At 68.1% G+C, this 26,032-nt stretch carries 21 protein-coding genes; 20 read left to right on the top strand and 1 reads right to left on the bottom strand.

What is annotated here, in order from left to right:
* The 17 genes from DEJ05_RS07030 (at nucleotide 1) to DEJ05_RS06950 (ending at nucleotide 18,591) form a co-directional block, all read left to right on the top strand.
* Nucleotides 1–948, top strand: coding sequence for a hypothetical protein (locus DEJ05_RS07030; protein ID WP_146245042.1), 948 nt, complete (start codon nucleotides 1–3; stop codon nucleotides 946–948).
* On the top strand, nucleotides 932–2,428 hold the full coding sequence (locus tag DEJ05_RS07025; RefSeq protein WP_111029775.1) for a sugar transferase: 1,497 nt from the start codon (nucleotides 932–934) through the stop codon (nucleotides 2,426–2,428). Before DEJ05_RS07030 ends, DEJ05_RS07025 begins: the two co-directional genes overlap by 17 nt.
* The gene (locus DEJ05_RS07020) at nucleotides 2,429–3,235 is read left to right on the top strand and encodes a WecB/TagA/CpsF family glycosyltransferase (RefSeq protein ID WP_111029776.1); all 807 of its coding nucleotides are present in this window, start codon (nucleotides 2,429–2,431) and stop codon (nucleotides 3,233–3,235) included.
* Entirely contained in the window at nucleotides 3,228–4,322 is a 1,095-nt protein-coding gene (locus tag DEJ05_RS07015; protein ID WP_111053828.1) for a glycosyltransferase family 4 protein, read from the top strand. The genes DEJ05_RS07020 and DEJ05_RS07015 overlap by 8 nt, the downstream gene beginning before the upstream one ends.
* Before the next feature lie 25 nt (nucleotides 4,323–4,347).
* On the top strand, nucleotides 4,348–5,427 hold the full coding sequence (locus DEJ05_RS07010; protein ID WP_181433136.1) for a glycosyltransferase family 4 protein: 1,080 nt from the start codon (nucleotides 4,348–4,350) through the stop codon (nucleotides 5,425–5,427).
* On the top strand, nucleotides 5,420–6,286 hold the full coding sequence (locus DEJ05_RS07005; protein WP_111029779.1) for a glycosyltransferase family 2 protein: 867 nt from the start codon (nucleotides 5,420–5,422) through the stop codon (nucleotides 6,284–6,286). Before DEJ05_RS07010 ends, DEJ05_RS07005 begins: the two co-directional genes overlap by 8 nt.
* Nucleotides 6,283–7,584: a hypothetical protein gene (locus DEJ05_RS07000; protein WP_111029780.1), complete on the top strand. Its 1,302-nt coding sequence runs from the start codon at nucleotides 6,283–6,285 to the stop codon at nucleotides 7,582–7,584. The genes DEJ05_RS07005 and DEJ05_RS07000 overlap by 4 nt, the downstream gene beginning before the upstream one ends.
* Nucleotides 7,581–8,648, top strand: a complete 1,068-nt coding sequence (locus DEJ05_RS06995) for a glycosyltransferase (protein WP_111029781.1) — start codon at nucleotides 7,581–7,583, stop codon at nucleotides 8,646–8,648. The genes DEJ05_RS07000 and DEJ05_RS06995 overlap by 4 nt, the downstream gene beginning before the upstream one ends.
* Nucleotides 8,645–9,214: a DapH/DapD/GlmU-related protein gene (locus tag DEJ05_RS18385; protein WP_309146945.1), complete on the top strand. Its 570-nt coding sequence runs from the start codon at nucleotides 8,645–8,647 to the stop codon at nucleotides 9,212–9,214. Before DEJ05_RS06995 ends, DEJ05_RS18385 begins: the two co-directional genes overlap by 4 nt.
* A 22-nt stretch (nucleotides 9,215–9,236) precedes the next feature.
* Nucleotides 9,237–10,295, top strand: a complete 1,059-nt coding sequence (locus DEJ05_RS06985; protein ID WP_111029782.1) for a hypothetical protein — start codon at nucleotides 9,237–9,239, stop codon at nucleotides 10,293–10,295.
* Between the two features lie 143 nt (nucleotides 10,296–10,438).
* Nucleotides 10,439–11,266, top strand: coding sequence for a hypothetical protein (locus DEJ05_RS06980; protein WP_111029783.1), 828 nt, complete (start codon nucleotides 10,439–10,441; stop codon nucleotides 11,264–11,266).
* Nucleotides 11,263–12,717 carry an oligosaccharide flippase family protein gene (locus tag DEJ05_RS06975; protein ID WP_146245039.1) on the top strand — a complete coding sequence of 485 codons (1,455 nt, stop codon included), beginning with the start codon at nucleotides 11,263–11,265 and terminating at the stop codon, nucleotides 12,715–12,717. The genes DEJ05_RS06980 and DEJ05_RS06975 overlap by 4 nt, the downstream gene beginning before the upstream one ends.
* Nucleotides 12,718–12,853: 136 nt before the next feature.
* Nucleotides 12,854–13,777, top strand: a complete 924-nt coding sequence (locus tag DEJ05_RS06970) for a beta-1,6-N-acetylglucosaminyltransferase (RefSeq protein ID WP_181433135.1) — start codon at nucleotides 12,854–12,856, stop codon at nucleotides 13,775–13,777.
* 21 nt (nucleotides 13,778–13,798) lie between these two features.
* Nucleotides 13,799–14,827 carry a GDP-mannose 4,6-dehydratase gene (gene gmd / locus DEJ05_RS06965; protein WP_111029786.1) on the top strand — a complete coding sequence of 343 codons (1,029 nt, stop codon included), beginning with the start codon at nucleotides 13,799–13,801 and terminating at the stop codon, nucleotides 14,825–14,827.
* A complete protein-coding gene (locus DEJ05_RS06960) occupies nucleotides 14,827–15,798 on the top strand; it encodes a GDP-L-fucose synthase (protein WP_111110080.1) in 972 nt (323 codons plus the stop codon). The genes gmd and DEJ05_RS06960 overlap by 1 nt, the downstream gene beginning before the upstream one ends.
* Nucleotides 15,799–15,833: 35 nt before the next feature.
* Complete coding sequence (locus tag DEJ05_RS06955) at nucleotides 15,834–17,654, top strand: DUF4012 domain-containing protein (protein ID WP_111029788.1); 1,821 nt, start codon at nucleotides 15,834–15,836, stop codon at nucleotides 17,652–17,654.
* Between the two features lie 379 nt (nucleotides 17,655–18,033).
* The gene (locus DEJ05_RS06950) at nucleotides 18,034–18,591 is read left to right on the top strand and encodes a hypothetical protein (RefSeq protein WP_111029789.1); all 558 of its coding nucleotides are present in this window, start codon (nucleotides 18,034–18,036) and stop codon (nucleotides 18,589–18,591) included.
* A 69-nt stretch (nucleotides 18,592–18,660) separates the two neighbouring features.
* Here the strand turns inward: DEJ05_RS06950 and DEJ05_RS06945 are convergent, their stop codons facing one another.
* Complete coding sequence (locus DEJ05_RS06945; protein ID WP_111110079.1) at nucleotides 18,661–19,125, bottom strand: VanZ family protein; 465 nt, start codon at nucleotides 19,123–19,125, stop codon at nucleotides 18,661–18,663.
* Between the two features lie 259 nt (nucleotides 19,126–19,384).
* On the opposite strand from DEJ05_RS06945, the gene DEJ05_RS06940 reads away from it, so the two are divergent.
* From DEJ05_RS06940 to DEJ05_RS06930, 3 genes are all read left to right on the top strand, one after another.
* On the top strand, nucleotides 19,385–19,714 hold the full coding sequence (locus DEJ05_RS06940; protein WP_071248415.1) for a hypothetical protein: 330 nt from the start codon (nucleotides 19,385–19,387) through the stop codon (nucleotides 19,712–19,714).
* 101 nt (nucleotides 19,715–19,815) lie between these two features.
* The gene (locus tag DEJ05_RS06935) at nucleotides 19,816–20,145 is read left to right on the top strand and encodes a hypothetical protein (RefSeq protein WP_217499688.1); all 330 of its coding nucleotides are present in this window, start codon (nucleotides 19,816–19,818) and stop codon (nucleotides 20,143–20,145) included.
* A 308-nt stretch (nucleotides 20,146–20,453) separates the two neighbouring features.
* Nucleotides 20,454–25,961: an Ig-like domain-containing protein gene (locus DEJ05_RS06930; RefSeq protein ID WP_146245038.1), complete on the top strand. Its 5,508-nt coding sequence runs from the start codon at nucleotides 20,454–20,456 to the stop codon at nucleotides 25,959–25,961.
* The last annotated feature ends 71 nt before the right edge of the window (nucleotides 25,962–26,032 follow it).

Here is a 26,032-nt window from a genome sequence, read left to right as displayed (position 1 = left end):
ATGACGAATCGCCGGGGGACCCGAAGCCTCGGCCGCGCACTGCCCCGGACCACGTTCATCCTGGTGGCCGTCGTGGTGGTGGCGCTGATCGTCGTCGACGTCGTGCTCGTCGCGCTCGCCCTGGGCCGGACGGCACCCGAGGAGAACGGACCCGCCGGCCCCATCCCCACCTTCTCGGGAACGCCCGACCGGCGCGAGACACCGCGACCGAGTGCGTCTGCCGACGCAGACGCCGCCTCCACCAAGCAGCAGGGTCGCCGCCTGTTGGCAGCGGTCGACGGCCAGGAGGCGTGGCGCGCGTCCGGTGGGTCGTGCGGCGGCCCGCGGCCGGTGCTGGAACACTCCGTGGACGGCGGGGCGACGTGGGTCCCGGTGGGACTCGGGACGGATGTCGGATCGCTCATGGCGATCCGGGCCTCCAGTGCGGAGCTCTCGGTCCTGGTGGGTGTCGGCGACGACTGCACCACGACGGCGCGGACCAGCACCGACGCCGGCGTGACGTGGGAAGCCGGGGCGCCCGGCGCCGCCGGCGCCGGCATCAGCACCGACGGTGTCGTGCTCGCGAGCGGGACGGAGCAGGCACCGTGCGGCGACCCGATCGACGCGTTCCAGGGTGAGAAGACCGCAGTCGTCATCTGCGACGGCCAGCTCGAGTGGCGCACCGGCGATGCCGCCTGGGTCGACGTGCCGATGGGCGGCGTCCGTTCGATCGGCGTCGACGGTGGCAACTACACGCTCGCCCGCGTCGGTGCAGCAGCGTGCGACGGCGTGCAGATCGAGACCATGTCCGCTTCGGACGTGACGCCCTCGTCGTCGACCACGCCGATCGGCTGTGCCGACGGCGCGGACACCGACAACACGGTCACCATCGACCGTGCCGGCCAGGACGTGTGGCTGTGGGACGGCAAGACCGTGCGGGTCTCTTCGGACGGTGGCGCGACGTGGTGACCGGGTCGTCCTCGTGACGGCGGATGCGCTCAGCGCACCACGCGCGATCGGAGCCACCGACGAGTGGAGCCGCACGTACTCGCGCCGTGTGCTCTTCACCGACCTGCTGGCCCTGATCTGGGTGGTCTTCGGTGTGCAGATCGCCTGGCTCGGGCTCGAGTCGAACCTGGCGACCAACACCGCCGACCTGAGGCTCAGCTACTCCGCGATCTCCATCGTCGTGATCGTCGTGTGGATGAGCGCACTCGCCCTGTACGACACCCGCGGTGCGCGGGTAATCGGCGTCGGCAGCACCGAGTACCGCCTGGTCGCGGACTCCAGCGTCCGCGTGTTCGGTCTGCTCGCGATCGCGGCGTTCCTGCTGCACGTCGACCTGGCCCGCGGCTACGTGCTCATCGCGTTCCCGATCGGGATCCTCGTCCTCCTGCTGTCGCGGTGGATCTGGCGACAGTGGCTCGTGGCCCAGCGTCAGCAGGGCGCGTACTCGGCGACCGTGCTGCTCGTCGGGTCTCCGGCCAGTGTGCTGCACATCGGCCGCGAACTCGCGCGTTCCCCCGAAGCCGGCTACCGCGTGGTCGGGGCGGTCGTGTCGACGAACCACCGCGGTCTGCTGGCTGGGTCGACCATCCAGAGTCACGGCGGCTTCGACGACGTCGGCTCCGCGCTGCGCGAGACCGGTGCCGACACCGTCGTGATCACCAGCTCCGACGACCTGCCGCCGGAGCGCGTCCGGCAACTCAGCTGGTCGCTCGAGCCGGGCCGGCAGCACCTGGTGGTGGCGCCGAGCCTGACCGACATCGGTGGCCCCCGCATCCACACCCGACCGGTGCAGGGCCTGCCACTCATCCACGTCGAGACACCGACGTACTCCGGCCGCAAGCTCTACACGAAGCGGGCCTTCGACCTCGTCGGCGCGGCGCTGCTCGTCGTCGTCCTGTCGCCGCTGCTGCTCGTGCTCGCCGTGCTGGTGAAGACCACCTCGACAGGTCCGGTCTTCTTCCGGCAGGAGCGCGTCGGCCTGAACGGCAGCACCTTCCGGATGATCAAGTTCCGATCGATGGTCGTCGACGCCGAGGAACGTCTGCAGGAGCTCAGCGCACTCGACCGGGCCGAGGGCAACGACGTCCTGTTCAAGATGCGGAACGACCCCCGGGTGACCCGGGTCGGCGGGTTCATGCGCCGCTACAGCCTGGACGAGGTGCCGCAGCTGTTCAACGTCCTGGCCGGCAGCATGTCCCTCGTCGGACCTCGGCCGCCGCTCGCACGCGAGGTCGCCCGCTACGACACGCACGTCCACCGTCGGTTCCTGGTGAAGCCGGGCATGACCGGCCTGTGGCAGGTGAGCGGTCGATCCGACCTGTCGTGGGAGGATTCCGTGCGGCTCGATCTGTACTACGTGGAGAACTGGTCGATCGTGGCCGACCTCCTGATCCTCTGGAAGACCTTCAAGGCAATCGCCAACAGCCGGGGTGCGTACTAGATGGTTGATCACAACGACGTCCGGCCCGACGGCGGGGACGAAGCCACTCCCCGCGACACCCTGCTGGCTCTTCCCACGGTGCGTGCCGCGGGCGTACCACTGGTCGCGATACCCGGCTCGAAGATCCTCGACGAGCTCAGACTCATCGCCGATCACCTGGACGACGCAGGCGTGCCGGTCCATTTCGTCAACGCCTACACCGTCTCGTTGACCGCTGACGAGCGCTACTTGCGCTTGTTCCAGTCGGACGGGCTGAACATCGCCGATGGGACGCCCCTCGCTTGGATTGCCCGTCGGACGAGTGGCCAGGTGGCACATCTGCGTGGTCCAGATGCGTTCCGTGAGCTGCTTTCGTCGGACCCGTCGCACGGCATCCGGCACTTCCTTCTCGGCGGAAGTGATGCTTCGCTGGCCCGTCTCGAAAGCGCGATCGCGCGGGACTACCCCGACGCAGTGGTGGTGGGGTCGTTCAGCCCGCCGTTCACTGACTTCGGAACGAGCGATCGAGAACTGATCGACTCGTTGATCCGGGAGTCGGGGGCGAACATGCTGTGGGTAGGTATCGGGACTCCCAAGCAGGACTACGAGGTCCAGCGACTCGCCGAGCGGCACCCCGCAGTCGTGTTGGCGGTTGGAGCCGCCTTCAACTTCGTGTCCGGAGACGTGGTCGAAGCTCCGAGACTGTGGCGCCGGACGGGCCTGGAATGGTTGTACCGGCTCTTCCGTGAGCCACGACGCCTCTGGCGACGGTACTTGCTGGGCAACGTGAAGTTCCTGCTCCTCGCCCTTCGGAGACGACGTGGCTGAGGCAAGCGCGGACGTCGTGGTGATCAGCCAGCTTCCTCCACCGGTGCACGGATCGACCATCATGACGCGGACGTTCCTGGAGGTACTTCACCGCTCCGGCCTGCGGGCGGTCCTCGTGGATCGTCGCTTCAGCAAGTCAGTCGACGAGATCGGCGGTACGAGCCTCAAGAAGATCCTCAGCGCTTTCTCGCTTCTGTTACGACTCGGGAACGCACTCCGACGCAACCGAGGAGCGGCGGTGGTGTTCTTCACCACCAACCGGCCGCCATCGTTCTGGGTGGATGTGATGATGAGCGCAACGCTCCAGGTGCTGCGCCGTCCCTACATCGCGTACGTGCACACGTCGGGGTACCAGGAACTCGCTGACCGAGGCGCAGGACAACGCCGCGGGGTCGCGCTCCTCCTCGGCGGTGCTGCGTCCGTGGTCGTCCTCGGGGAGTCGATGGTCGCTGACGTACGGCGGTTCAACGACTCGATCCGCACGATCCCCAACGCCGTGCCGGAGCGGCAGCGGAAAGCCACACCTGTGGCCGAAGCATCGTCGATCGTCTTTCTGTCGAACCTCATCCCCGGCAAGGGTGCGGAGGACTTCATGCGCATCGCGAACCGATGCCTGGACAGCACGCCGGGATCGCGTGCGGTCGTGATCGGGCGTGCTTCGTCGGACGAGTACCTCGACGGTCTCCGAGCGCTCCTCGACCCGCACGTTCGCCATCGAGTGAACTTCACGGGTGCTCGGTTCGATGAGGACCGCGACGATGTTCTCTCGACAGCAGCCGTGCTCGTCTTCCCCAGCACCTACCGCTACGAGGCACAACCGTTGACCGTGTTGGAAGCGATGCGGTTGGGTGTTCCGGTCGTCGCCTACGACGTCGGAGGCCTCCGCGATGTCATCGAAGACGGCAAGAACGGATTCCTCGTCGGCTTGGGTGACTGGGAGGCGGCGTCCGAACGTTGTCGGGAGATCCTGTCGTCACAGCGTGATCGCGAACGCCTCGCAGCCGGAGCCCTCGCAACCTCGCGTGAGCGCTTCGGACTCGCCCAGTACAGCGCCGCATGGGTCGCGCTCCTCGAGCGAGGTGTGTGACGTGGCGGGCCGACGATTCGCGATCGTGCAGGAGTACGTCCCGGAATACCGTGCGCCACTCTTCGACAGGTTGGCGGCGGCGCTGTCGGCGGAGGGCGATGAGCTCACTGTCTTCGCAGGAGAACCAGCGGGCACTCTCGCACAACGACGAGACGGCATTCGCACCCGCCCGTGGTTGCGGAAGATCCGGCAGCGGGAGCTGAACTTGCTCGGGAAGCGACTGACCATCCGCGCTCTGCCTCGCGACGTCTGGCGAGCAGACCTCATCGTCGTGGAGCAGGCCCGACGGAATCTCGACGTCCCAGTGTTGCTCCTCTGGCCCCGCACCGCGCGGAAGACAGCGCTGTGGGGTCACGGTGCTGACGTCGTGAAGGTGCCGTCCCGCTTCGAACGCCTGTACAGCCGCCTGATCACGCGAAAGGCCGCCTGGTTCTTTGCGTACACGCCTTCCGGTGCCGAGTGGGCAGCCGAGATCGGTAGGGATCCACGGCGTACCACGATCTTGTACAACAGCATCGACGTGGGGCAGCTACAGGAGGACCTTCGATCCGTTCAGACAACGACGTCGGCGCACCAGGTCTGCTTCATCGGCGGGCTCGACGCCAGCAAGAAGATATCCGAGCTGATCGCGATCGGAGAGGCCGCACACCGTGCGGATCCTGCCTTCCGCCTGGCGGTCGGGGGCGACGGACGGCTTCGAGGTGCGGTCCAGTCCGCTGCTGACCGTTTTCCGTGGCTCGACTATCGTGGCCCCGTGTCAGGACGCGCGAAAGCGTCGATGCTCTTCGAAAGCGAGTTGCTCCTGCTTCCAGGTCGAGTCGGCTTGACAGCAATCGACAGCCTCGCAGCAGGCCGGCCGATCGTCACGCTCGCCTCTTCCCTGCACGGACCGGAGTTCGGGTACCTCGAGCCAGGCCGGACCTGCGTCGTGTCTGATGGTGTCGAGGACGCCGCCCGGTCTATCGTGACGCTCCTTCGCGATCGACAGGCACTTGCGACAATGCAAGACAGCTGCCGCCGGGCATCTCAGAAGTACTCCATCGAGAACATGGCGCAGTATTTCCACGGCGGGCTGAAGGAAGCGATCAAGGACGACGATGAGTAAGTTGCACGTGATCGTGGCCAGCCACAACCGCGCTGAGACCACCGGAAACGCGTTGCGGTCGCTCCACGAGGCGGCTTCCGGTGCGGGTGTCGAGTACGACGTGACGTTGTTCGACGACGGTTCGTCAGACGACACCATCGCGCAAGCCACCGCCGCCGTGGATCGACTGACGGTGCTGCAAGGTGACGGCTCGGCTTTCTGGGCGCTGTCCATGGCCACTGCAGAGGCAGCGGTGCTGGCACGGGACGACGTCCGGGACGACGACTGGTTGCTCTGGTTCAACGACGATGTCCAGCTCGAGCGCTCGGGGCTCCGGGCACTGTTCGAAGCAGCATCACGCCTCCCGGATGGCATCCTCATCGGGAGTACCGTCGACGCTGTTTCGGGCGAGCTGACCTACGGAGGTCTCCGGCGCGCGGGTGTCCACCCGCTCTCGTTCGCTCTCGTCGAGCCGTCAGGACTCGTCGAGGAAGCGAAGCGAGTCGACGCGTTCAACGGCAACATCGTGCTCCTACCCGTCCATGTCGCTCGGGCGGTCGGATCGATCGACGGAGGATTCAGTCACGCGTACGCGGATGTCGATTACGGGATGCGGGCGACCTCGGCAGGTGTGCCGATCTGGGTGACCGGGGGCACCGTCGGTTACTGCAGCCGGAACCCGACCGTCTCGCACCGATCCCTCATCACCGCCTGGCGGTCCTTCACCAGTCAGAAAGGGGCGGGCAATCCGCGCTCGCTGCGGCGTTACTTGCGCCGGCACAGTGCACGCTCGTGGTGGTTCTTCTACACAGCGTCCTACGCGCTCTGGTGGATTCGGGCCCTCCGTCGGACTGCGCGCGGCGAAGGAGCAAGCCGATGACGACCTTGCTCTTCCTCGTCGTGGCGATCATCTTCATGGTCCTCGCGATCGGTCTGGTGCGGATGCAGCCGCGCGTCGTCTACTGGGTCGCGTCCTTGTACGCCGTGACGGCATGGGAGTACCCGAACTTCGGAACGATCGGCACTTTCGGAGGTACGACCATCACCCTTGGCGACGGGCTAGCGGTGAGCCTGATCGTCGCGGGACTCCTGGACGCTCGGGCGGTGGTCCGGCGTTTCCCACCTGTTGCTGTCATCGCTGGTGCGGTGCTCGTCGCACTGCTCGCCATCTCGCTCGTTCAGGGGATCGCGACCTTCGGCCTCGGCGTCGCCGTGAACGAAGCACGTGGCTTCTTGTACGTCCTCGGCATCTTGTTCTGGGCGGTGACGCGTCCCTGGCCGCAATCCGAGGTCGTCTACGCGGAGAAGTTCCTCGTCATCGTGCAGGGCGTCGGACTGTGCGTCGTGGGCCTGTACCACGTCGCGCGGTACGGGTTGGGCGGGACCGCCGACTTCGTTCTCGTCAGCGGAGAACTCAGCCAGACTGGCCGGCCTCTGGTCTCGGGGCAAGCCCTGCTCCTCACGCTCTGTGCGGTTCTTGCTCTCCGGCTCTGGCAGCGCAATGCGCAATCGCGCTGGGTCTGGTTGTTCGGCTTGTTCATGGTGTTCGTGATCGTCAGTCAGCAGCGGACTGTCTGGTTGACGGCCCTTGCAGTCGCACTCGTCCTCCTGGTCCGCGGACCTCGTGCTCTTCGCCAGAAGCTCGTGCTGCTCTTCGGGGTGCTCCTCGTCGGGGGCGTCCTGGTGTCGGCAGCCCAGTCGTCGACGAGCAGCATCGTGGCGGAGTTCGCCGGCTCAGCATCGAACACCGGAACGTACTCCGCGCGACTCACGAGCTGGATCGGGCTCATCGTGCAATCGGTGGGCGAGGGCGTGCTGACCGTCCTGTTCGGAGCACCCTTCGGTCACGGGTTCGGCAGGTTCGAGGGTGTCGGCCGATGGGTGGTCTTCGCTCCACACAATTGGTATGTCACGGTGTACCTGCGGGAGGGGCTGATCGGGCTCGGCGCGATGTTGGTCATCTTCCTGCCCCGGTTCTTCGCCGGGTTCAGGGCCAAGCGAGATGTCTTCCTGACTGCCGTTCTCGTGTGCTTCCTCGTCTATGGATGGACGTACTCGTGGCAGTGGTGGACCTGTCTGCCCCTCGCCCTGGCGTTCCTCGACCGAGACTTCCCCGAGGCGATCTCCCCGCAGAAGCCCGCGCTCCATGGCTCCCGGCGGCTTGAGGTGCACAGGTGAAGCCCGGGATTCGGGTCCTGCACGTCCTCGGGGAACTCAAACCGAGTGGCATGGAGCGAATGCTCGTCTCCGGAGCACAGGAGTTCGAAGCGGCGGGTGTCGACGGTCATGTCCTCGGCGTGGGCCTCCATCACCCGTTCGAGAGCGCGATCCGGGACGCTGGCTACTCGGTGACCACCACCGACCGCGCGTTGCACACCGCCGCTGGGCGCGAGATGCTGCGACGCCTCCTCGCTGACGTCGAACCGGATGTCGTCCACATCCACACCGAGGGCCGGTACTTGCAGACGGTGCTCGCTTTCCGGAGGCTGAACCGGCGACTGCCCGTCGTGAGGACCATCCACAACGTGTTCGACGCGCGCGGTCGGTGGTTTGTCCGTCGTGCCGCGCAGGCGCTCGTCGCTGACCGGTTGGTCAGCGCTCTCATCGCTCCGAGCCCTGACGTGGCGGAGAATGAGACGCGCTTCGGCCGTCGGCCCCAGGTGATCTACAACTGGGTGGAGGACCGGTTCTTCGATCTGGCGAGGCAGCGTGCCGAAGCGGCGGTGGCGCCCTCGGCCCCGATCGTCATCGTCGGGAACTGCTCGAGGATCAAGAACCACGAAGTGGCACTCGAGGCAGCGCTCCTCGGGAACCTCCGCGTTGCCCACGTCGGTTCCGAAGAAGATGCCGGGCCCGTTGAAGGGGAACTCCTCGAACGACTCGAGCGAGCGGGACTCCTCGTCGCTCGCGGGGCAGCGGATCCGGGAGCAGCGCTCGTCGCTGGGCGCGTGTTCGCGATGCCCAGCCGTCACGAGGGCATGCCTGTTGCGCTTGCTGAAGCGTTGGTCGTCGGCCTGCCCGCGATCGTTTCGGACGTTCCGGGGCTCCGGTGGGCCGTGGGGCAGAGTGGTGTCGTCGCACTCGCAGACCGGGAACCGGCGAAGTGGAGCGAACGTCTCCGCGCGGGAGCCGTGGCGAGTAGCGGTCCGACGATCGACTTCCATGCCTCCAGGGGAGTCGCCGAGTACACGGCGGTGTACCGAGCCACCACCACCAGACGACGAAGAAGGGCTGCCCCGTGATCCGAGGAGTGCTGACAGGCATCCGGCGGCGGCGGTGGTTCCGGGCGCTGCCGACGACCGTGGCGTGCGAGCACGGCCTGCGCTTCGGCGCACGCGTCCGTCTCTGGGCGCCGACGTCGCTGACCATCGGCTCGGATGTCCATCTCGGGTCCGACGTCCGTATCGAAGTCGACGGCAGCATCGGCGACGCGGTTCTCATCGCCAATCGGGCGGCCATCATCGGTCGACGTGATCACGACATGACTGTCGTGGGGGTCCCCATCACCGCGAGTCCTTGGGTGGGTGACACTCCGGCCCTCAGCGCCGTCACGACGATCGGAAGTGACGTCTGGATCGGGTTCGGAGCGATCATCTTGTCCGGCGTCACGGTCGGGGACAGCTCCGTCATCGCGGCTGGCTCAGTCGTCACGCAGGACGTCGAGGCGAACACGGTCGTCGCCGGCAACCCGGCGAAGGTCCTCAGGCCTCGATTCCGCGAAGGAGAACTGAGCGCGCACTGGGACGCCTTGCGAGGACAGGGTGTCCGGCTCGCCGTTGACGAGGCGGCAGGTGCACCCGATGTCTGAATCGTCTCCACGGATCTTCTACGTGCCGAACGAGTTCGGCGGTTTCCGCCAGCTCGGCTTCCGTGATCCGCTGGAAGCGCTGGTCAGGGCCGGTCGCGTCGCTTCACTCGCGACCTTCAGCGTCCTGGACGCGATCCGGAACGGTGGAGATGCCGAGCGTCACCGGGAGGAGCTCGTGCGACGGGTGTCGGATTTCCGCCCGGACATCCTGCTCATGCAGCACCTCGGACACACCGGACTGCGTCGGCAGCACTTCGCGGCCCTGCGCGCAGCCTGTCCTGGTGATTTCATCTACCACGAGGCTGATCCCTACTCGAGGTACCTCCATCCGATCCCTCCCGAAGCGAAGGCGGCAGGCAGGGCCGCGGACGTCGTATTCACCGTGGGGAGCAGCGGGTTCAGCGAGAACTTCCGGAGGGCGGGGAGCGCCGACGTCCGCTGGATCCCCTCGGCCTACGAACCGACGAGGAGTGCCAACTTCGACCGACCGATCCGGAAGGACCGCCCGTACGACGTCGTCATCGTCGCCAATCGGAATCGTCCTCGGCTCCGAGGTCTGCCGGACTGGCGGGAACGCATTCGATTCGTCGAGTTGATGCAGCAGCACTTCGGAGACCGGCTCGCTGTCTTCGGGAGAGGCTGGGAGGGAACGACGGCCAAGGGGCCCGTGCCCTTCGAAGCGCAAGACGAGGCCATCACCTCAGGCTGGGTCAGCGCCAACTGGGATCACTTCGCGGGCGAAGCGTCCTACTTCTCGAACAGGCTGCCCATCTCGTTGGCTGCAGGGTCGATCCATGCGACGACCGAACACCCCGGATACGACGAGATCTTCCCCGCGAGCAGCAGCAGATTCCTGTTGCGCGGACGGACGCCGGAGGCCCTCATCGGTTCCATCGAGCAGGTGCTGGCCGAGACCACCACGAACGACCGCCTCGACTCGATCGCCGCGGGTCGTCGCTTCGCTGACGAGAACTTTCGGCAGGACGATCTCATGGTCCAGATGCTGAACTGGCGCACCCGGTGGATCGACCCAGCGGACGCCCGCGCAGTCTGGGACCGGACGACGGGAGGACGGCTGTGAGGATCGGACCGATCAGTACGCTTCCCCTGCGTGCTTCGCTTCGGATCGAGCGGGGCAAGAACGCCAAAGAGCTCCGCAGGAAGAGTGACGGCCGAACTGCGCCCGGGGGCTGGACACCTCCGCGAAACTTGCTCGGACTCCGTGTGCGCATCGATCCGTACCCCGATCTCGGCCATCAGCTGTCGACGTGGATTGCGGGGTACCTCTGGTCCGCCGATCTCGGGGTGCCGTACCTCGGAGGGGAAGTGACGAAGGACACGAAGGGGCTCTTCGACCTGGCGCAGCTGACCGCTGCCGCACCGTCCGGGAACGTGCTCGAGCAGCGCCTCGCCGCGACTGGGTTCGAGACCGACGATTGGTCGCTTCACGCTCTCCAAGAATCGACGAGCCGTGCAGCACCTCGTTCGAGCCGTCCGTGGATCGGGCGCCTGGCCTTGGACCAGCGTCGCTGGGACCAAACGCCGGCTGCAGAACCGCTCCGACGTGCAGTCCTCGGAGGATACCTCGGCGATCAACTCCGGAGCCTCGAGTCGGAGGCGGACTACATCGCTGTCCACGCCCGCCGCGGCGACATCGGTCCTCAGTCGCATCCCGACCGCTGGATCGGTCTCGACTACTACCAAGGCCTGATCAACGAGATCAGGGGCGTGCCAGCACTCAGCAGCATGCCGATCAGGCTCTTCACGTCGGGAGATGCTGCGGACCTGCGCGACCTGGAGCGCGTCGGAGTGTCGATCAGTGACGGAGGGCAGCGCGATCAGGACTTCATCGAGATCGCGGCAGCTCGGGTGGTCGTAGCGGCACCGAGTTCGTTCGGTTTCCTCGCCGCGCTCGTGTCGCGTGCACCTGTCATCGCCCGGACCCCCTGGTGGCACCATGTGCCCGACTCCGGCCGCTGGCTTGCGTACCAGGCTGACGAAGGCCTTGACATCGCTCGTCTCGGCCGTCTGGTCGCCGGTGCCCCTTCGTGACCTCGAACGGGCGACGCCTCATGGCGGGGGCGTCATGGGTCTACGGGCTGCAACTCCTCACCGTCGTCGTGCAACTCGGCTACGCGGCCCTGACGTCGAGGCTCGCTGCTCCGGGCGTCTTCGGTGCGTACAGCGTTGCGCTCTCCATCGCGGCGCTCGTCAACCTCCTGGGGTCCGGTGGACTGTCGCAGACGGCCGCTCGTGCACCTGATGCGGAACGTTCGTCGACACGGCCCCTCGCGACCTACGCCCTGCTCCTCGGAGTGGCGGCTGCCCTCTTCACCTTGGTCACAGCCGATCTCTGGAGCGCATTCTGGGGCGCTCCGCAGGCCGCCGGTGCTGTTCGTCTCCTCGCCGTGAGCGCGCTGGTGATGCCGTTCCTCAGCCTGAGTACGGGCCTTCTGCGCCGCCAAGGCGCTTTTCGTGAGATGGCGATCGCCACCTTCTGTTCCAACGTCGTCGGAATGGTCGCGGGTGCCGCAGCCGTGCTCCTCTTCCGAAGCCCGGAATCACTCGCCGTGTCCGCAATCATCGGACAGTGGGGCACCCTGCTCTGGGCGGCCACCCGGCTCCGCGGCGCTCTGGTTCCGGGGCGGCTCGCCCTCCGATCGGACAACGTTCGGTTCAGCACCAAGCTCGTCGCAGTATCTGTCTTCCAGTACATCTCCGGCAACGCTCCGCGGTGGAGCGTGAGCCAGTTCGTCGGAGCCGGCGTGCTCGGGGCATGGAACCGGGCAGATGTCCTGTCAACGGTCCCGTTCTCGCAGCTGCAGAACGCGCTGATGCAGGTGATCTACCCGGAATTCCGTCGCTACGAGGTTGGCACGTCGGATGCGAAAGCCGTGTGGCTGGACATGCTGACCCTGGTCGCATGGCTCACCCTGCCAATCGGTGCCGTCATCGCTGGAGTAGGACCGGAAGTCGTCCACCTCGCGCTCGGGCCGGGGTGGGAACTCGCAGGCCAAATCCTGCCGCTGCTCGCGGTGCTGGGAGCCGTGCAACCGTTGATGATCCTCCTCGCCGGCGCCCTCGAGTCCGCGGCGCTGTTCAAAGCGATCTGGCTGTCCGAGGCCGTCGCCTTCGTCATCAGTGCTGTCGGCGTCGCGATGGTCGTGGTCCATCAGCAGTACGTCTTCGCCCTCCTAGCACTCATCGCGGCGATGATCGGTCGGCACGTGGTCCACATCATCCAGGCGCAACGCGTCCGAGCGCTCGGCTTCCGGCAACTCGCGTTCGGGTACGCACAGCCAGCGGGATTCGCCCTGGTTCTCTACGGCTCACTCGTGGTGCTGTTCCACGATTTCGGCGTCGGCCCCGTCCGCGTGGCGGTAGGACTCATCGGCCTTGCTGCCCTCGCTGCATGGGTGGGCTTGACGCGTCGATCCTTCCCGCCACTGGAGATCCTCCACCGCCGGGGGATTCTCGGTCGTCGCGGCGAAGGCGCGCCGTGAGGCTCGGAACCTCCACGGGACGCAAAGGAGTTCGGTCTGGCGGTCTTCGCTGACGCTCGTACGGTAGATTCAGCCGATCAGGGGGCCGAGAGGTCGGATGTTCCGGTTGATCCCTCTCGATCACGAAGGGGCGGCTGTGAAACCGATCTTCCTCGTCTACACCTTCCAGGACGCGGAACACCTCCGGGAACTCGTCGAAGCGCTGTCACCGTACGAAGTGATCGTGCACGTTGACGCGAAGGTCGATCTGTCCCCGTTCGCAGTCGCTGTCGAGGACTGTGCCAACGTCCGAATGGTGAGGGACAGGGTGCAGGTCAACTGGGGTGGCTACTCGCAGGTCCGTGCGATCCGAGCCCTCGTTCGGCACGGACTCGAGTTCGCGGACGACGACGACTACCTCGTCCTGCTCTCCGGGTCTGACTACCCGCTCCGTACCGTCGACCACTTGATTGCCCACCTGGAGGAGCACCAGGGTCGGCAGTTCCTCCGCGCATTCGAAATCTCGGCGAGTGAAGAGAAGTACCGTAGTCAAGTCGACCGGCATCACCACCGTGACATGCGTTTCCTGTCGACCCGGACCGGTAACAAGGCTCTCCGAAAGCTCCGTAACGGGATCATCCGGCTCATCGACGGCCCCTTCAGCGTGAAGCGACCTCCGGCTCTCCCGGGCGGGCTGCGCGTTGGTCACGGCGGTACGCACTTCGCGGTGACAGCATCGTGTCTCCGCGAGATGGAAGCCCTGGTAACGCCGGAAATCGAGCGCTACTTCGCAGCGATATTCTGCCCGGAGGAAAAGTTCTACCAATCCCTGGTCATGTGCACCCGCTTCGCTTCGGCGACGCCAGCAGGCGGCTTCGAGGACTACGTCGGCCCGGGGAACTGGCGATACGCCAACCTTCACCTGATCGACCCGACTCTCATCCGGGTGTTCACCGAAGAGGATTGGCCGGAAGTGGCGTCCTCCGATGCCTTCTTCATCCGGAAGATCGTGACCGGACCGAGCACCGGTCTTCGCACCAAGATCAAGACCGAGCGGCTGACGGCCGCGCGCTCCAACTAACGACGTGAGGACGGGAACCAGTTGCCCAAGAAGGCCTTGATCACAGGCATCACCGGACAGGACGGCTCGTACCTGGCCGAGCTGCTGCTCCGGAAGGGGTACGAGGTGCACGGACTCATCCGTCGTGCGTCCACGTTCAACACCTCGCGGATCGACCACTTGTACGTGGACCCGCACAACCCTGACGCCAAGCTCTTCCTGCACTACGGGGACCTCGGCGACGGTGCGCGGCTCGTCAGTCTCCTCAGCGAGCTGAAGCCCGACGAGGTCTACAACCTCGCGGCGCAGTCGCACGTGCGGGTCTCGTTCGACGAGCCGGAGCACACCGGTGATGTGACCGGTGTCGGCACGATGCGCATGCTCGAGGCCGTCCGGGTGTCCGGCATCCACACGCGCTTCTACCAGGCGTCCTCCTCCGAGATGTTCGGCGCGACCCCGCCGCCGCAGAACGAGGAGACGCCCTTCTGGCCGCGTTCTCCGTACGGTGCCGCGAAGGTCTACAGCTACTGGGTGACCCGGAACTACCGCGAGGCCTACGGGATGTTCGCGGTCAACGGCATCCTGTTCAACCACGAGTCACCGCGTCGCGGTGAGACGTTCGTCACCCGGAAGATCACCCGCGCGGTCGCTCGGATCAAGGCTGGCCTCGAGGACCACGTGTACCTCGGCAACCTCGACTCCGTCCGCGACTGGGGGTACGCCGCTGAGTACGTCGAGGGCATGTGGCGGATGCTGCAGGTCGACGAGCCGGACGACTTCGTGCTGGCGACCGGTGGCGACTTCACGGTCAAGGACTTCCTCACCACCGCGTTCTCGCACGCCGGGCTGAACTGGGAAGACCACGTCCGGTTCGACGAGCGTTACCTGCGACCGAGCGAGGTGGACGCCCTCGTCGGCGACGCCTCGAAGGCCAAGGAGAAACTCGGTTGGGAGGCGACCGTCGACACCGCCGAGCTGGCGAGGATCATGGTCGACGCCGACATCTCCGCCCTCGAGCACGAGGGTCGTCCCTGGATCGACACCGTTCGTCTCGAGAGCTGGAGTTCCTGATGACCACGACCGACTTCACCCCCGGTCCGATCGATCGAGCTGACCGCGTCTACGTCGCGGGACACCGCGGCCTGGTGGGTTCCGCGGTCTGGCGCAAGCTCGAGTCGGAGGGCTTCACCGACGTGGTCGGACGGACCTCCTCCGAGCTCGACCTGAAGGACCGCGGCGCGGTCTTCGCCTTCTTCGCGGACCAGAAGCCGAAGCACGTCGTGCTCGCCGCCGCCAAGGTGGGCGGGATCATGGCGAACAACACCTACCCGCACGACTTCCTGAGCGAGAACCTGCAGATCCAGGTCAACGTGATGGACGCCGCGGTGGAGCACGGTGTCGAACGGCTCGTGTTCCTCGGCTCGTCCTGCATCTACCCGAAGATGGCCGAGCAGCCGATCCACGAGGACGCACTGCTCACGGGCCACCTCGAGCCGACGAACGACGCGTACGCGATCGCCAAGATCGCCGGCATCCTGCAGGTGCAGGCCGTCCGTCGGCAGTTCGGCCGCCCGTGGATCTCGGCGATGCCGACCAACCTCTACGGCCCGGGTGACAACTTCTCGCCGACCGGGTCCCACGTCCTGCCGGCGCTCATCCGCCGGTACGACGAAGCCGCTCGCAGCGGTGCATCAACCGTTGAGAACTGGGGGACCGGGGCGCCTCGTCGTGAGTTCCTGCACGTCGACGACATGGCGGCAGCGGTGTTCCATCTGATGGAGCACTACGACGGTGCTGACCAGGTCAACGTCGGCACCGGGTCGGACGTCACGATCAAGGAGATCGCCGAGACGATCGGCAAGATCGTCGGGTTCGAGGGCGAGACGGTCTGGGACACCACCAAGCCGGACGGGACCCCGCAGAAGCTGCTCGACGTGTCGAAGCTGGCGGATGCCGGTTGGACGGCACAGATCGGCCTCGAGGACGGGCTCCGCAGCACCGTCGACTGGTACCGCGAACACGCGGACTCCGTCCGTCAGTGACGGGTGTGGGACGTACGGAACCGTAGGATCGCCTCATGTCCGACCAGCCCGAGTCGCGACGCACTGCAGTACGCCGGGGGTCCAGGGCCCGGATCGTCCTGTGGGTCGTCCTCGCCCTTGTCCTGCTGCTGATACTCGCCGTCGCCTGGGTCGGTGTCCGCGGCATGCTCGCAAAGGGGCACCTGGAGCGGGCCGTCGGGGACGTCGACACCCTCCGGTCGCAGCTGACCAGTGGTGACACCGGCGCCGCGCAGAAGACCGCGAGGCATCTCGAGGACGAAGCAGCGTCGGCTCGATCACTGACCGGCGACCCCGTGTGGGGCGCAGCACAGTCCGTACCCTTCTTCGGGACCAACCTGCGGGCCGTGCGCGACATCTCGGTGATCGTCGACGACGTCGCCAGCGATGCCGTCAGTCCCGTCGCCGGCGTCATCGACGGCCTCGGGTCGGATTCGTTCGCGCCGAAGAACGGCAAGATCAATCTCCAGCCGATCGAGGACGCGCAGCCGGCGGTCGCCGAGGCCACGAAGACGCTCGAGCAGGCTCGTGCCGACGCGGCGCGGATCGACACCAGTGGAACGCTGTCGCCGGTCACCACCGCCGTGGGACAGCTGCGGAACGCGCTGTCGTCAGCGTCCGAGCAGGCGGTGGCGGCGAACCGCATCGTGCAGCTCGCGCCGGCCATGCTCGGTCACGACGGGCAGCGGCGGTATCTGCTGCTCTTCCAGAACAACGCCGAACTGCGAGCCGGGGGAGGTATCCCCGGTGCGGTGGCGGCGCTCGACGCGAAGGACGGGTCGCTCCGTCTGTCGGCCCAGGCCTCGAGCGGGGACTTCGGGCCGTACGACGAACCGGTCCTGCCACTGACGGCTGACACGCGTGGGCTCTACGGGGAGATCACCGGGGAGTACATGCAGGATGTCACCCTCACACCACGCTTCGACGTGTCGGCAAAGCTCGCGCGGGAGATGTGGAAGCAGAAGTTCGGCCAGCAGGTGGACGGCGTGCTCGCCATGGACCCGGTGACGCTCAGCTTCATCCTCAAGGCGACCGGCCCCGTGCAGTTGCCGACCGGAGACACTCTGACCTCCGACAACGCGGTGCAGCTGCTGCTCAGCGACGTCTACGCCAAGTACCCCGACCCGGCGGTGCAGGACGCCTTCTTCGCGTCCGCCGCCAGCGCGGTGTTCGCCAAGGTCTCTTCCGGCGGGTTCGACGCGAAGGCATTCGTGTCGGCGCTGACGCAGAGCTCTGACGAGGGCCGTTTGCGGCTCTGGAGCGCCGACAAGGCGGAGCAGCGCCGCATCAGCGGGACTCCGGTCGCGGGCGAGCTGCCGACGGCCAGCGTCGACTCGAACCAGTTCGCCGTCTACCTGAACGACGGCACCGGCGCGAAGATGGACTACTACCTCCAGAAGCGCGTCTCCGTTGGCAGTTCGGTGTGCCGGAAGGACGGACGACCGACGTCGGTCGTCGAGATCACCGTGAAGAACGCGGCACCGGCCGATGCCGCGACGACCCTGCCGCGCTACGTCACCGGGGGCGGTGACTTCGGCGTGGAGCCCGGCAAGATCAAGACCCTGCTCGCTGCGTACGCGCCCGAGAACGCGATCTTCCTCGGCGCCACGAAGGACGGCAAGACCACTCCGGTGCAGACAGCGACCGACGGCGGGCACCCGGTGGCCCAGCTGCAGACCCTGCTCGCCCCCGGCGAGAGCCTGACCTACCGCGTCGCGTTCCTCGGCGAGGCGAAGTACGCGAAGGCGGCGGTGCAGGCGGACTCGACTCCTGGCGTCCGGCAGAACGAGACGAAGCCCCTCACGTTCGACTGCGAGCGGCCGCTCACCGCGGGCTGACAACGGAACCTCCGCAAAGCGAACCGCGAGTGTGCCCCCACTCCGAGGGGCAACGCGCCAACCTGTCCGGGCGCGAAGGTCCTTGATCGAACGCACAGTGTGCTCTGGTGCACACCGTTGAGCCCTCTCACCTGGGGTTTCTGTTATGTGAAGCCTCGATGGACCGACGGTAGGGCCGTGTGACGGGTAGTTGGCGCGGATGAACACACGTCGACCAATGAACAAAATCCACGTGATCTGGTATCAAGCTGGGAAACTCCGCTAGATTGAGACAACTTCGCCAAAACAACCGCCATTTCTGTGGCTGGGGTCAACCACCGGCGAACAGCGGGCTCTGGGTGTCAGGGTCTGGATTTTCAGATCTTTAGGGGAACCATTCATGAAGAAGCTCATCGCAGCGGTGGTGCTGGCTGGCGCCGCACTGCTCGCCACTCCGGCCGTCGCCAACGCCGCCGGTTACACGCCTGACTCCGACGTCTCCGTCTCCGGCACTGCCGTCGCCGGTGGCACCGCTTCGGTGAACTTCACCGAGGGCGCGTTCCAGGACAACGAGACCGTCAACGTCCAGGTCACCGGTGCCGGTGCGGTCACGCTCGGCGCGCTGCCGACCACGACCGTCTCGAAGACCTACACGGCCGCTTCGGACGGCTCGCTCGTCGTCAAGGTCACGTTCCCCCAGGGCGCCTCGGGTACCTACAACCTGACCGCCACCGGCGCCACCTCGGGCGTCGTCGGCTTCGCGGCCTTCACCGTCGCTCCGGCTGACGCTGCTGCGGTTCCCGCAGCCGGCGCTGGCAACGGCACCGACGGCACGCTGGCCTTCACGGGTTCGACCGTCTCCGCCCTGGCCCTCTGGGTCGCCGGCGGCGCAGTCGTCCTCGGTGGTGGCCTCCTGCTGGTCCGCGGCTCGGTCCGCCGCCAGCGCGAGTCCGTCTGAGTCTCGACACACTGAGCGAAGCCCCCGGAGCATCTGCTCCGGGGGCTTCTTCGTGTCCGGGGATCGTCCTCAGTGACGCCGGGCCGCACGGCTGAGCAGCAGCACGCCCACCACGGCCCCCAGGAGCGCCCCCACGCCGTTCGCGACGACGTCGTCGATGGTCGCGGTGCGGGCGGGCAGGAACAGCGCCTGACCGGTCTCGATGCACGTGCTGATGACGAGCCCCGCGGCGATGGCGGCCCACCACCAGCGGGCACCGGCGAGCAGCACCACGAGCAAGCCGAGCGGCACGAAGTAGACCACGTTCGCCAGGGACTCCACGGTGGCGTAGTCGATGCGCTCCGGCAGGCCGTGCCGGTGCGCGGCTGCGAGGACTCGGTTGAGCCACGGGGCCCCTGCGGCGTCGACGGGGGAGCCCCAGAACCCGACGAGCGCCAGGGCGACGCCGTAGGCGATCGCCAGCCCCGTCGCGAACCGACGGCTGCGCCAGGTGGCCGGGGCGCGGTCGTCGACGCGGGGCTTGTCGGAGGTCACGTGCCGACGCTAGCGAGTCGCGCCTCCAGGCAGGTGTCCGCACCATCTCGTTCCCCGATTCCGGCGATCCGGAAAACGAGTACCCCGATCCTGACGCTGTACCCCGGAAGTGCGACGCACCTGCCCGGAAATCCGGGGTTGCCCGATGGACGGCATTGACGGAACCCGTGAATCCACGGGCCTGGCTGGCGATCCCCTCGGCACTTCTCGTAGCGTTCTGGTGTCAGCAGATGTACCCCGGATCGTGAAGGAGAGCGACATGAGCATCACCGTGAACAACGCGACGCAGGCCGAGGTCACCCTCGACACCGACACCGTGGACACCATCGCGATCCTCGAGGCCGATGCAGCGCTCTCCTCGCGCCCCAAGCGCGCCAAGGTCACCTGGGTGCAGGAAGACCAGGGCGAGTGGATCGCCGGCTACGGCGGGTACTTCGGCGGCAGCGTCGACAAGCGCGACGACCGCTACGTGGCCTCCGACACCTTCGGGCTCGTCGTGGGCGAGTTCTCCTCCCTCGAAGAGGCACAGACCAAGCTCGAGGACCAGCTGCACGTCATGCTCCCGCCGGTCATCCGGCCGGTCGAGTGACGACGACGGACACCAGCTCCACCGGCGTCGATCGCGACGCCCGCACCACCCGGAACCACCGGCACCACCCAGTACGCAGCACAGCACGAAGGAGCAGCACCATGAGCACGACCGTCGCCCACCGCCAGCAGGCCGAGGTGACCCTGGACACCCAGACGATCGAGGTCATCGCCGAGATCGAGGCCCAGGTCGTGGCTCCCGTGCAGGCAGCCCCCGTCCGCATCTCGTGGGCCCAGGCCGACACCGGTCTGTGGGTCGCGAACTACGGCGGCTACTACGGCGGCACCGTCGACCGCCAGGGCACCCACTTCTTCGTCTCCGACACCTTCGGTGAGTACGTCGGGGACTTCCGGTCCCTCGACGAAGCGAAGGCGCGTCTGTCCGAGCGCCTGCACGTGCTGCTGCCGGACGTGATCCGTCCGACCGCGTGATCCACTGCTGATCGCTCGCTGATCCTCGAACCCCCGCCGGCCTGCCGGCGGGGGTTCTTCCGTGCGCCCGGGGCGCGAACGGGTCGCGACGACGGGCCGTGGCGCGCCGTGACGTGCCGGGCTGCGGCGTGACCCCTGAACGAGTGGTCCCCCCTATTGGGGACCCTGATTGTCCCCACCCGAACACGAGGAACTGCCAGGATCAACCTGGCGCCAACGACCGTTCTCCCTGATCCTCCGGTCGGTCTCGGTGCCCGCATCGTCTCGACCCGAAAGTGATCATGCAGCGTACGAACCCGGGCACCGCTGTGCCCAGAAGCCGTCCCGGCCTGCGCGCCGTCGCCATGCTCGGCGCCGCGCTCCTCGCCGGCGTCGGTCTGACCCAGGCCGTCGTGGCCGACCCCGCCGCCGCAGCCGGCGCGTTGTCCTGCGACCAGAACACCCTGTACGGCATCAACACCGCCGCGAACCAGCTCGCCGCCATCGACGCCACCACCGGTGCCGTCACGAACGTCACGAGCATGGCGCCGGGCGACAACGCCCTCGCGGTCGCCCGCAACGGTGTCGCCGCGTACGCGTCGATCAACAACGGCAACACGATCACCGGGTACGACGCGGTGAACGATGCCCGGATCGCCGACGTGACCGCCGCGGACCCGAACGGCAGCCACCAGCTGCTCCGCGGTGCGATCAACCCGGCGACCGGCATCTACTACTACGCGAGCGGCGCGAACCCCGCGTACCTCGGTGCGTACGACACGAAGACCGGCGCGAAGATCGGCCAGGTCGGCACCATCGGCAACCTGCTCACCAACAAGAACGGTGACATGGCGTTCAGCACCCGCGGGCTGCTGTTCGTCGTCACCGGCAACGAGATCCGTCGCGTCGACACCGAGACGGTCCCGACGACCGCGGGCACCACGGCTCTGACCACCTCGAAGGTCGCGACCCTTCCGATCGACGCGAGCACGAGCGGCAGCCCCGGCATCGCGTTCTCGTCCGACGGCTACCTGTTCGCCTCGGTCGGCTCCGCCATGTACAAGATCGATCCGGGTTCGGGCGCGCAGGTCAGCACGTTCACGATCGCGAACGGCTACGCACCGAGCGACCTGGCGTCCTGCAACTACGCCAACACCCTGGCGGCGCAGTCGAGTGTCGATCAGCGGTGGAGTCCGTCCGACCAGTTCGGCCTGGCGGTGACCGGCGGCGGCGTCTCGACGGGCAACACGGCCACCACCAACGGCACGGCCGCCGGCACCCAGCCCCAGAAGGCGGGCGCGGTCCTGTCGACCCCGAACAAGACCTACACGGCCCGCCAGACGGCGGTGGGCACCACCGACCCGTCGAACTACACGACCACGTGGAAGGCCGTGAACCTGAACAGCGACGCGGTCGTCGCCAGCGGCACCGGCACCACGGGGACCTTCACGTTCCCGGCGGCCACCACCGCGGACGGCACGGACGTCCTGGTCACCTTCACGAACACGCTGCAGGCCACGCACGTCACCACCAGCAGCGACACCGCCACGACCCCCACGGGCACGGCGCTGTCGGTGCCGGCTGCCTCGGGCGTGCTCGCGAACGACCAGGGGACCGGCCTGTCCGTGGTCTCGAACACGACGCCGGCCCACGGCACCGCCACGGTCGCGGCCGACGGCTCGTACACGTACACCCCGGCCGGCGGGTTCTCCGGCTCGGACACGTTCCAGTACACGGCGAAGGACTCGTCGGGGCAGACCTCGACCAGCACCGTGACCGTCACCGTCGCACCGAAGGGCTCCGACGACGCCTACAGCGTGCACGCGGGCACCGTGCTCACGGTGGACGCCGCGGAGGGCGTCCTGACGAACGACCGCGGGTCGGACCTGACCCTCACCGGTCACGGTCGGCCGTCGCACGGTCTGGTGAAGATCGGCCCCGACGGGTCGTTCTCCTACGGCGCCGACAAGGGGTACTCCGGCCCGGACTCGTTCACGTACACCGCGAAGGACGGCTCCGGCGCGACTGTCACCGCGACGGTGCGGCTCACCGTCCTGCCGACCGCGACGGCCGATGGCGTCACCGCGACGGCCGGGTCATCGACGACCGGCAACGTGCTCGACAACGACCTGGGCACCGGCCTGACGGTCACGGGCAACAGCACCCCCGCCCACGGCTCGGCGACGGTGCGTCCGGACGGCTCGTACTCGTACACCCCGGCAGCCGGGTTCTCCGGCACCGACTCCTTCACGTACACGGTGACCGACGGCAGCGGCGGGACCGACACCGTCACGGTGACCGTGCAGGTCGCCCCGGCCGCGCAGGACGACACCGTCAAGGTCGCGGCGGGCGGCACCGCCACGGCCGACACCCGGGCGACCGGCGTGCTCGGCAACGACTCCGGCACCGGGCTCACCGTGGCGTCGAACACGTCCCCCTCGCACGGTGCGCTGACGCTCGACAAGGCCACCGGCACGTTCACGTACACGCCGGCCGAGGGGTACTCCGGCCCCGACGCGTTCACGTACACGGCGGTCGACGGCTCCGGTTCGCCGAGCACCGCGACCGTCACCATCACGGTCAACCCGACCATCGGCGCCGACACCGCGTCGACGGACTCCGGCGCCCCGGTGACGATCGACGTGCAGGCCAACGACCGTGGTGCGGACCTCGAGACCACGATCGTCACCGGTCCGTCCCACGGCACGGCCGTCGTCGCTGCGGACGGCTCGGTCGAGTACACGCCGACCGCCGGAGCGTCCGGCATCGACTCGTTCACCTACACGGTGACCGACGGCAGCGGAGTCACCACCGGTGCGGCGCCCGTCACGATCACCGTGCGACCCGTCGCGACCGCCGACACGGTGTCGACCCGGGCCGACCAGGCGCTGACCATCGACGCCGCCACCCTGACCGGCAACGACCGGGGCACGGGGCTGACCGTGACCGACGTGACCGCAGGCGGGGCCGCCGGCGGCGCCGGCAGCGGCACCGGCAACAGCACCGGCGAGACCGGCACCGGCACCGGCGAGACCGGCGCCGCCCGCGGCACCGTCACGCTCGACCGTGCCACCGGCCGCGTCGTCTACACCCCGGCCGACGGCTTCTCGGGCACGGACACCTTCACCTACACGGTGGTCGACGGAGCAGGTCGCTCCACCACCGGTACCGTCACGGTCGTCGTCGGCCCCCGCGCCACGGCCGACACCGCCACCGCCACCGCCGGCTCGACGCTGACCGTCGCGAAGGGCGACGGCGTGCTCGCGAACGACCGGGGCACCGGCCTGACCGCGACCGTCGACCAGCAGCCCGCACACGGCACGGTCGAGCTCGCCGCGAACGGCTCGTACACGTACACGCCGAAGGACGGCTTCTCGGGCACGGACACCTTCACCTACACGGCGACGGACCCCGCCGGCCGCACCACCACCGGCACCGTGACGGTCACGGTCCGCCCCGGCACGGAGCCCGACACCGTCACCGTCGCGGCGGGCGGCAGCACCACGGTCACCTCCGGCGCCCTGACGGGCAACGACCACGGCACGGGCCTGACCGTCGTGTCCGTCACCGACGGCAAGAACGGCACCGCGACCCGCAACGACGACGGCACGATCACGTACACGCCGAAGGACGGCTTCTCCGGCACGGACACCGTCACCTACACGGTGACGGACCCGTCGGGCACCACGAACACCGGCACCGTGACGGTCACCGTCACCCCGGTCGCCGGTGGCGGGTCGACCTCGGCCGAGGCCGACGCCACCACCACCGTGCCGGCCGGCACCGGACTGCTCGACGGTGCGAAGGGCACCGACCTGGCGGTCACCGACCACACCAAGCCCTCGCACGGTGACGTGACGGTCGACGAGGACGGCTCGTACACGTACAAGCCCGAGCCGGGTTACTCCGGCCCGGACGAGTTCGACTACACGGTCACCGACGGCTCCGGCGGGACGACCACGGGCACCGTGACGATCGTCGTCGCCCCGAAGGCCGTCGCGGACACCGCGACGACGAGCGCAGCGACCCCGGTCGACGTCGCCGTCACCGGCAACGACTCGGGCTCGAAGCTCGCCGTCACCGCCGTGTCGAAGCCGGGCCACGGCACCGCCACGATCACCGGCAGCACGACGGCAGGCGGAACCGGCGGCGGCGCAACCGGCCCGACCGGTGCCAGCTCGGTCACGTACACGCCCGCCGACGGGTTCTCCGGCACGGACACGTTCACCTACACGGTGACCGACCCGACCGGCGGCACCGCGACGGCGACCGTCACCGTGACCGTCACGCCGACCGCGGTCGCCGACGCCCTGCGCACCGCGGCCAACACCGCGCTGCCGATCAGCGGCGCGACCCTGACCGGCAACGACCGCGGCACCGGCCTCGCCGTCACGGCGCACGGCCGCGCCGAGCACGGCACCGTGACCGAGGGCACCGAGCCCGGCTCGCTCGTCTACACCCCGGCGAAGGGCTTCTCCGGCGCGGACACGTTCGAGTACACGGTGACCGACGGCGCCGGACGGACCTCGACCGCGACGGTCACGGTCGTCGTCGGCGTCGCCGCGGTCGACCACTGGCACACCATGTCGACGAACCGCAGCATGCGCATGACCGCCGACAAAGGCGTGCTGGTCGGTGACTCCGGTCGTGGGCTCTGGGCCGCCATGGAGACGAAGCCGTTCAACGGCACACTGTCGCTCGAGAAGGACGGCTCGTACGTCTACACGCCCACGTCGAACTGGTCCGGTCGTGACTGGTTCACCTACTCGGCCAACGACGCCGACGGCACCGCGGCGTTCGCCCGCGTCGTCATCGACGTCGCCCCCGCCGCGAAGGACGACAAGGCCACGACCACGGCCGGCAAGACGGTCCGGGTCGCCGGCCACGGCGTGCTCGGCAACGACCACGGTGACGCCCTGACGGTCGTCGCGGTGGGTCAGGCCCGTCACGGCACGGCCTCCATCGCCGCCGACGGCACGTTCGTCTACACCCCGGCGAAGGGCTTCTCGGGCACCGACACCGTCACGTACCGTGCGCAGGACTCGATGGAGCAGCAGGTCGACGCCACCGTCACGATCACGGTCGGCATCGCCGCGGCGGACGACTCCGGGCACACCGTGTCCGGCACACCCGTCACCCGCGACGCCCGCCACGGCTTGCTCGCCGACGACCAGGGCACCGGCCTCACGGCGGCCCCGGCCCGGAAGCCCGCCCACGGCACCGTGACGATCCAGCGGAACGGCGCGTACGTCTACACCCCGGCCGCCGGCTTCACCGGCACGGACACCTTCACCTACACGGTGACGGACGCCTCGGGGCAGACGGCCACCGCCACCGCGACCATGACCGTGGTCGCCGCGGCGGTCGCCACCGACGACTCCGCCACGGGGATCGTCGGACACCGGGTCGTCGTGGATCCGCTCGACAACGACTCCGCCTCCGGCGGCGCCACGTTCGAGCCGGGCACGCTGCACCTGCTCCACCCCGAGTCCGGCACACCGACCGACCGCGTGGTCGTCGCCGACCAGGGCACGTGGACCATCCGCGACGGCCGGGTCGTCTTCACCCCGCAGGAAGGCTTCACCGGAACCACCTTCGTCGGTTACGAGGTCACCGACAGCGCGGGACAGACGGTCACCGCGACCGTCACGGTCACGTTCCCGACCGGGCTCGCCGCGATCGTCCACGGCACCGAACTCGCCTTCACGGGCGTGACCGGGCTGGTCGGCCTCGGGCTCGCGGCACTCGCGCTCATGCTGGCGGGCGTGCTCCTGGTGACCCGACGACGGATCGCGGTCCGCGTCGCGCCGGGCATCCGCCGCAGCGCACGTCCGTAACAGGGCACCGGACTGGAGGCCCGGATCACCGCAGCAGACCCGCTGCGGTGATCCGGGCCTCCTGTCCGCGC

The sequence above is a fragment of the Curtobacterium sp. MCLR17_045 genome, from assembly GCF_003234405.1.
In the GTDB taxonomy this organism is placed as follows: domain Bacteria; phylum Actinomycetota; class Actinomycetes; order Actinomycetales; family Microbacteriaceae; genus Curtobacterium; species Curtobacterium flaccumfaciens.
This window is presented reverse-complemented; position numbering and strand designations above follow the sequence as displayed.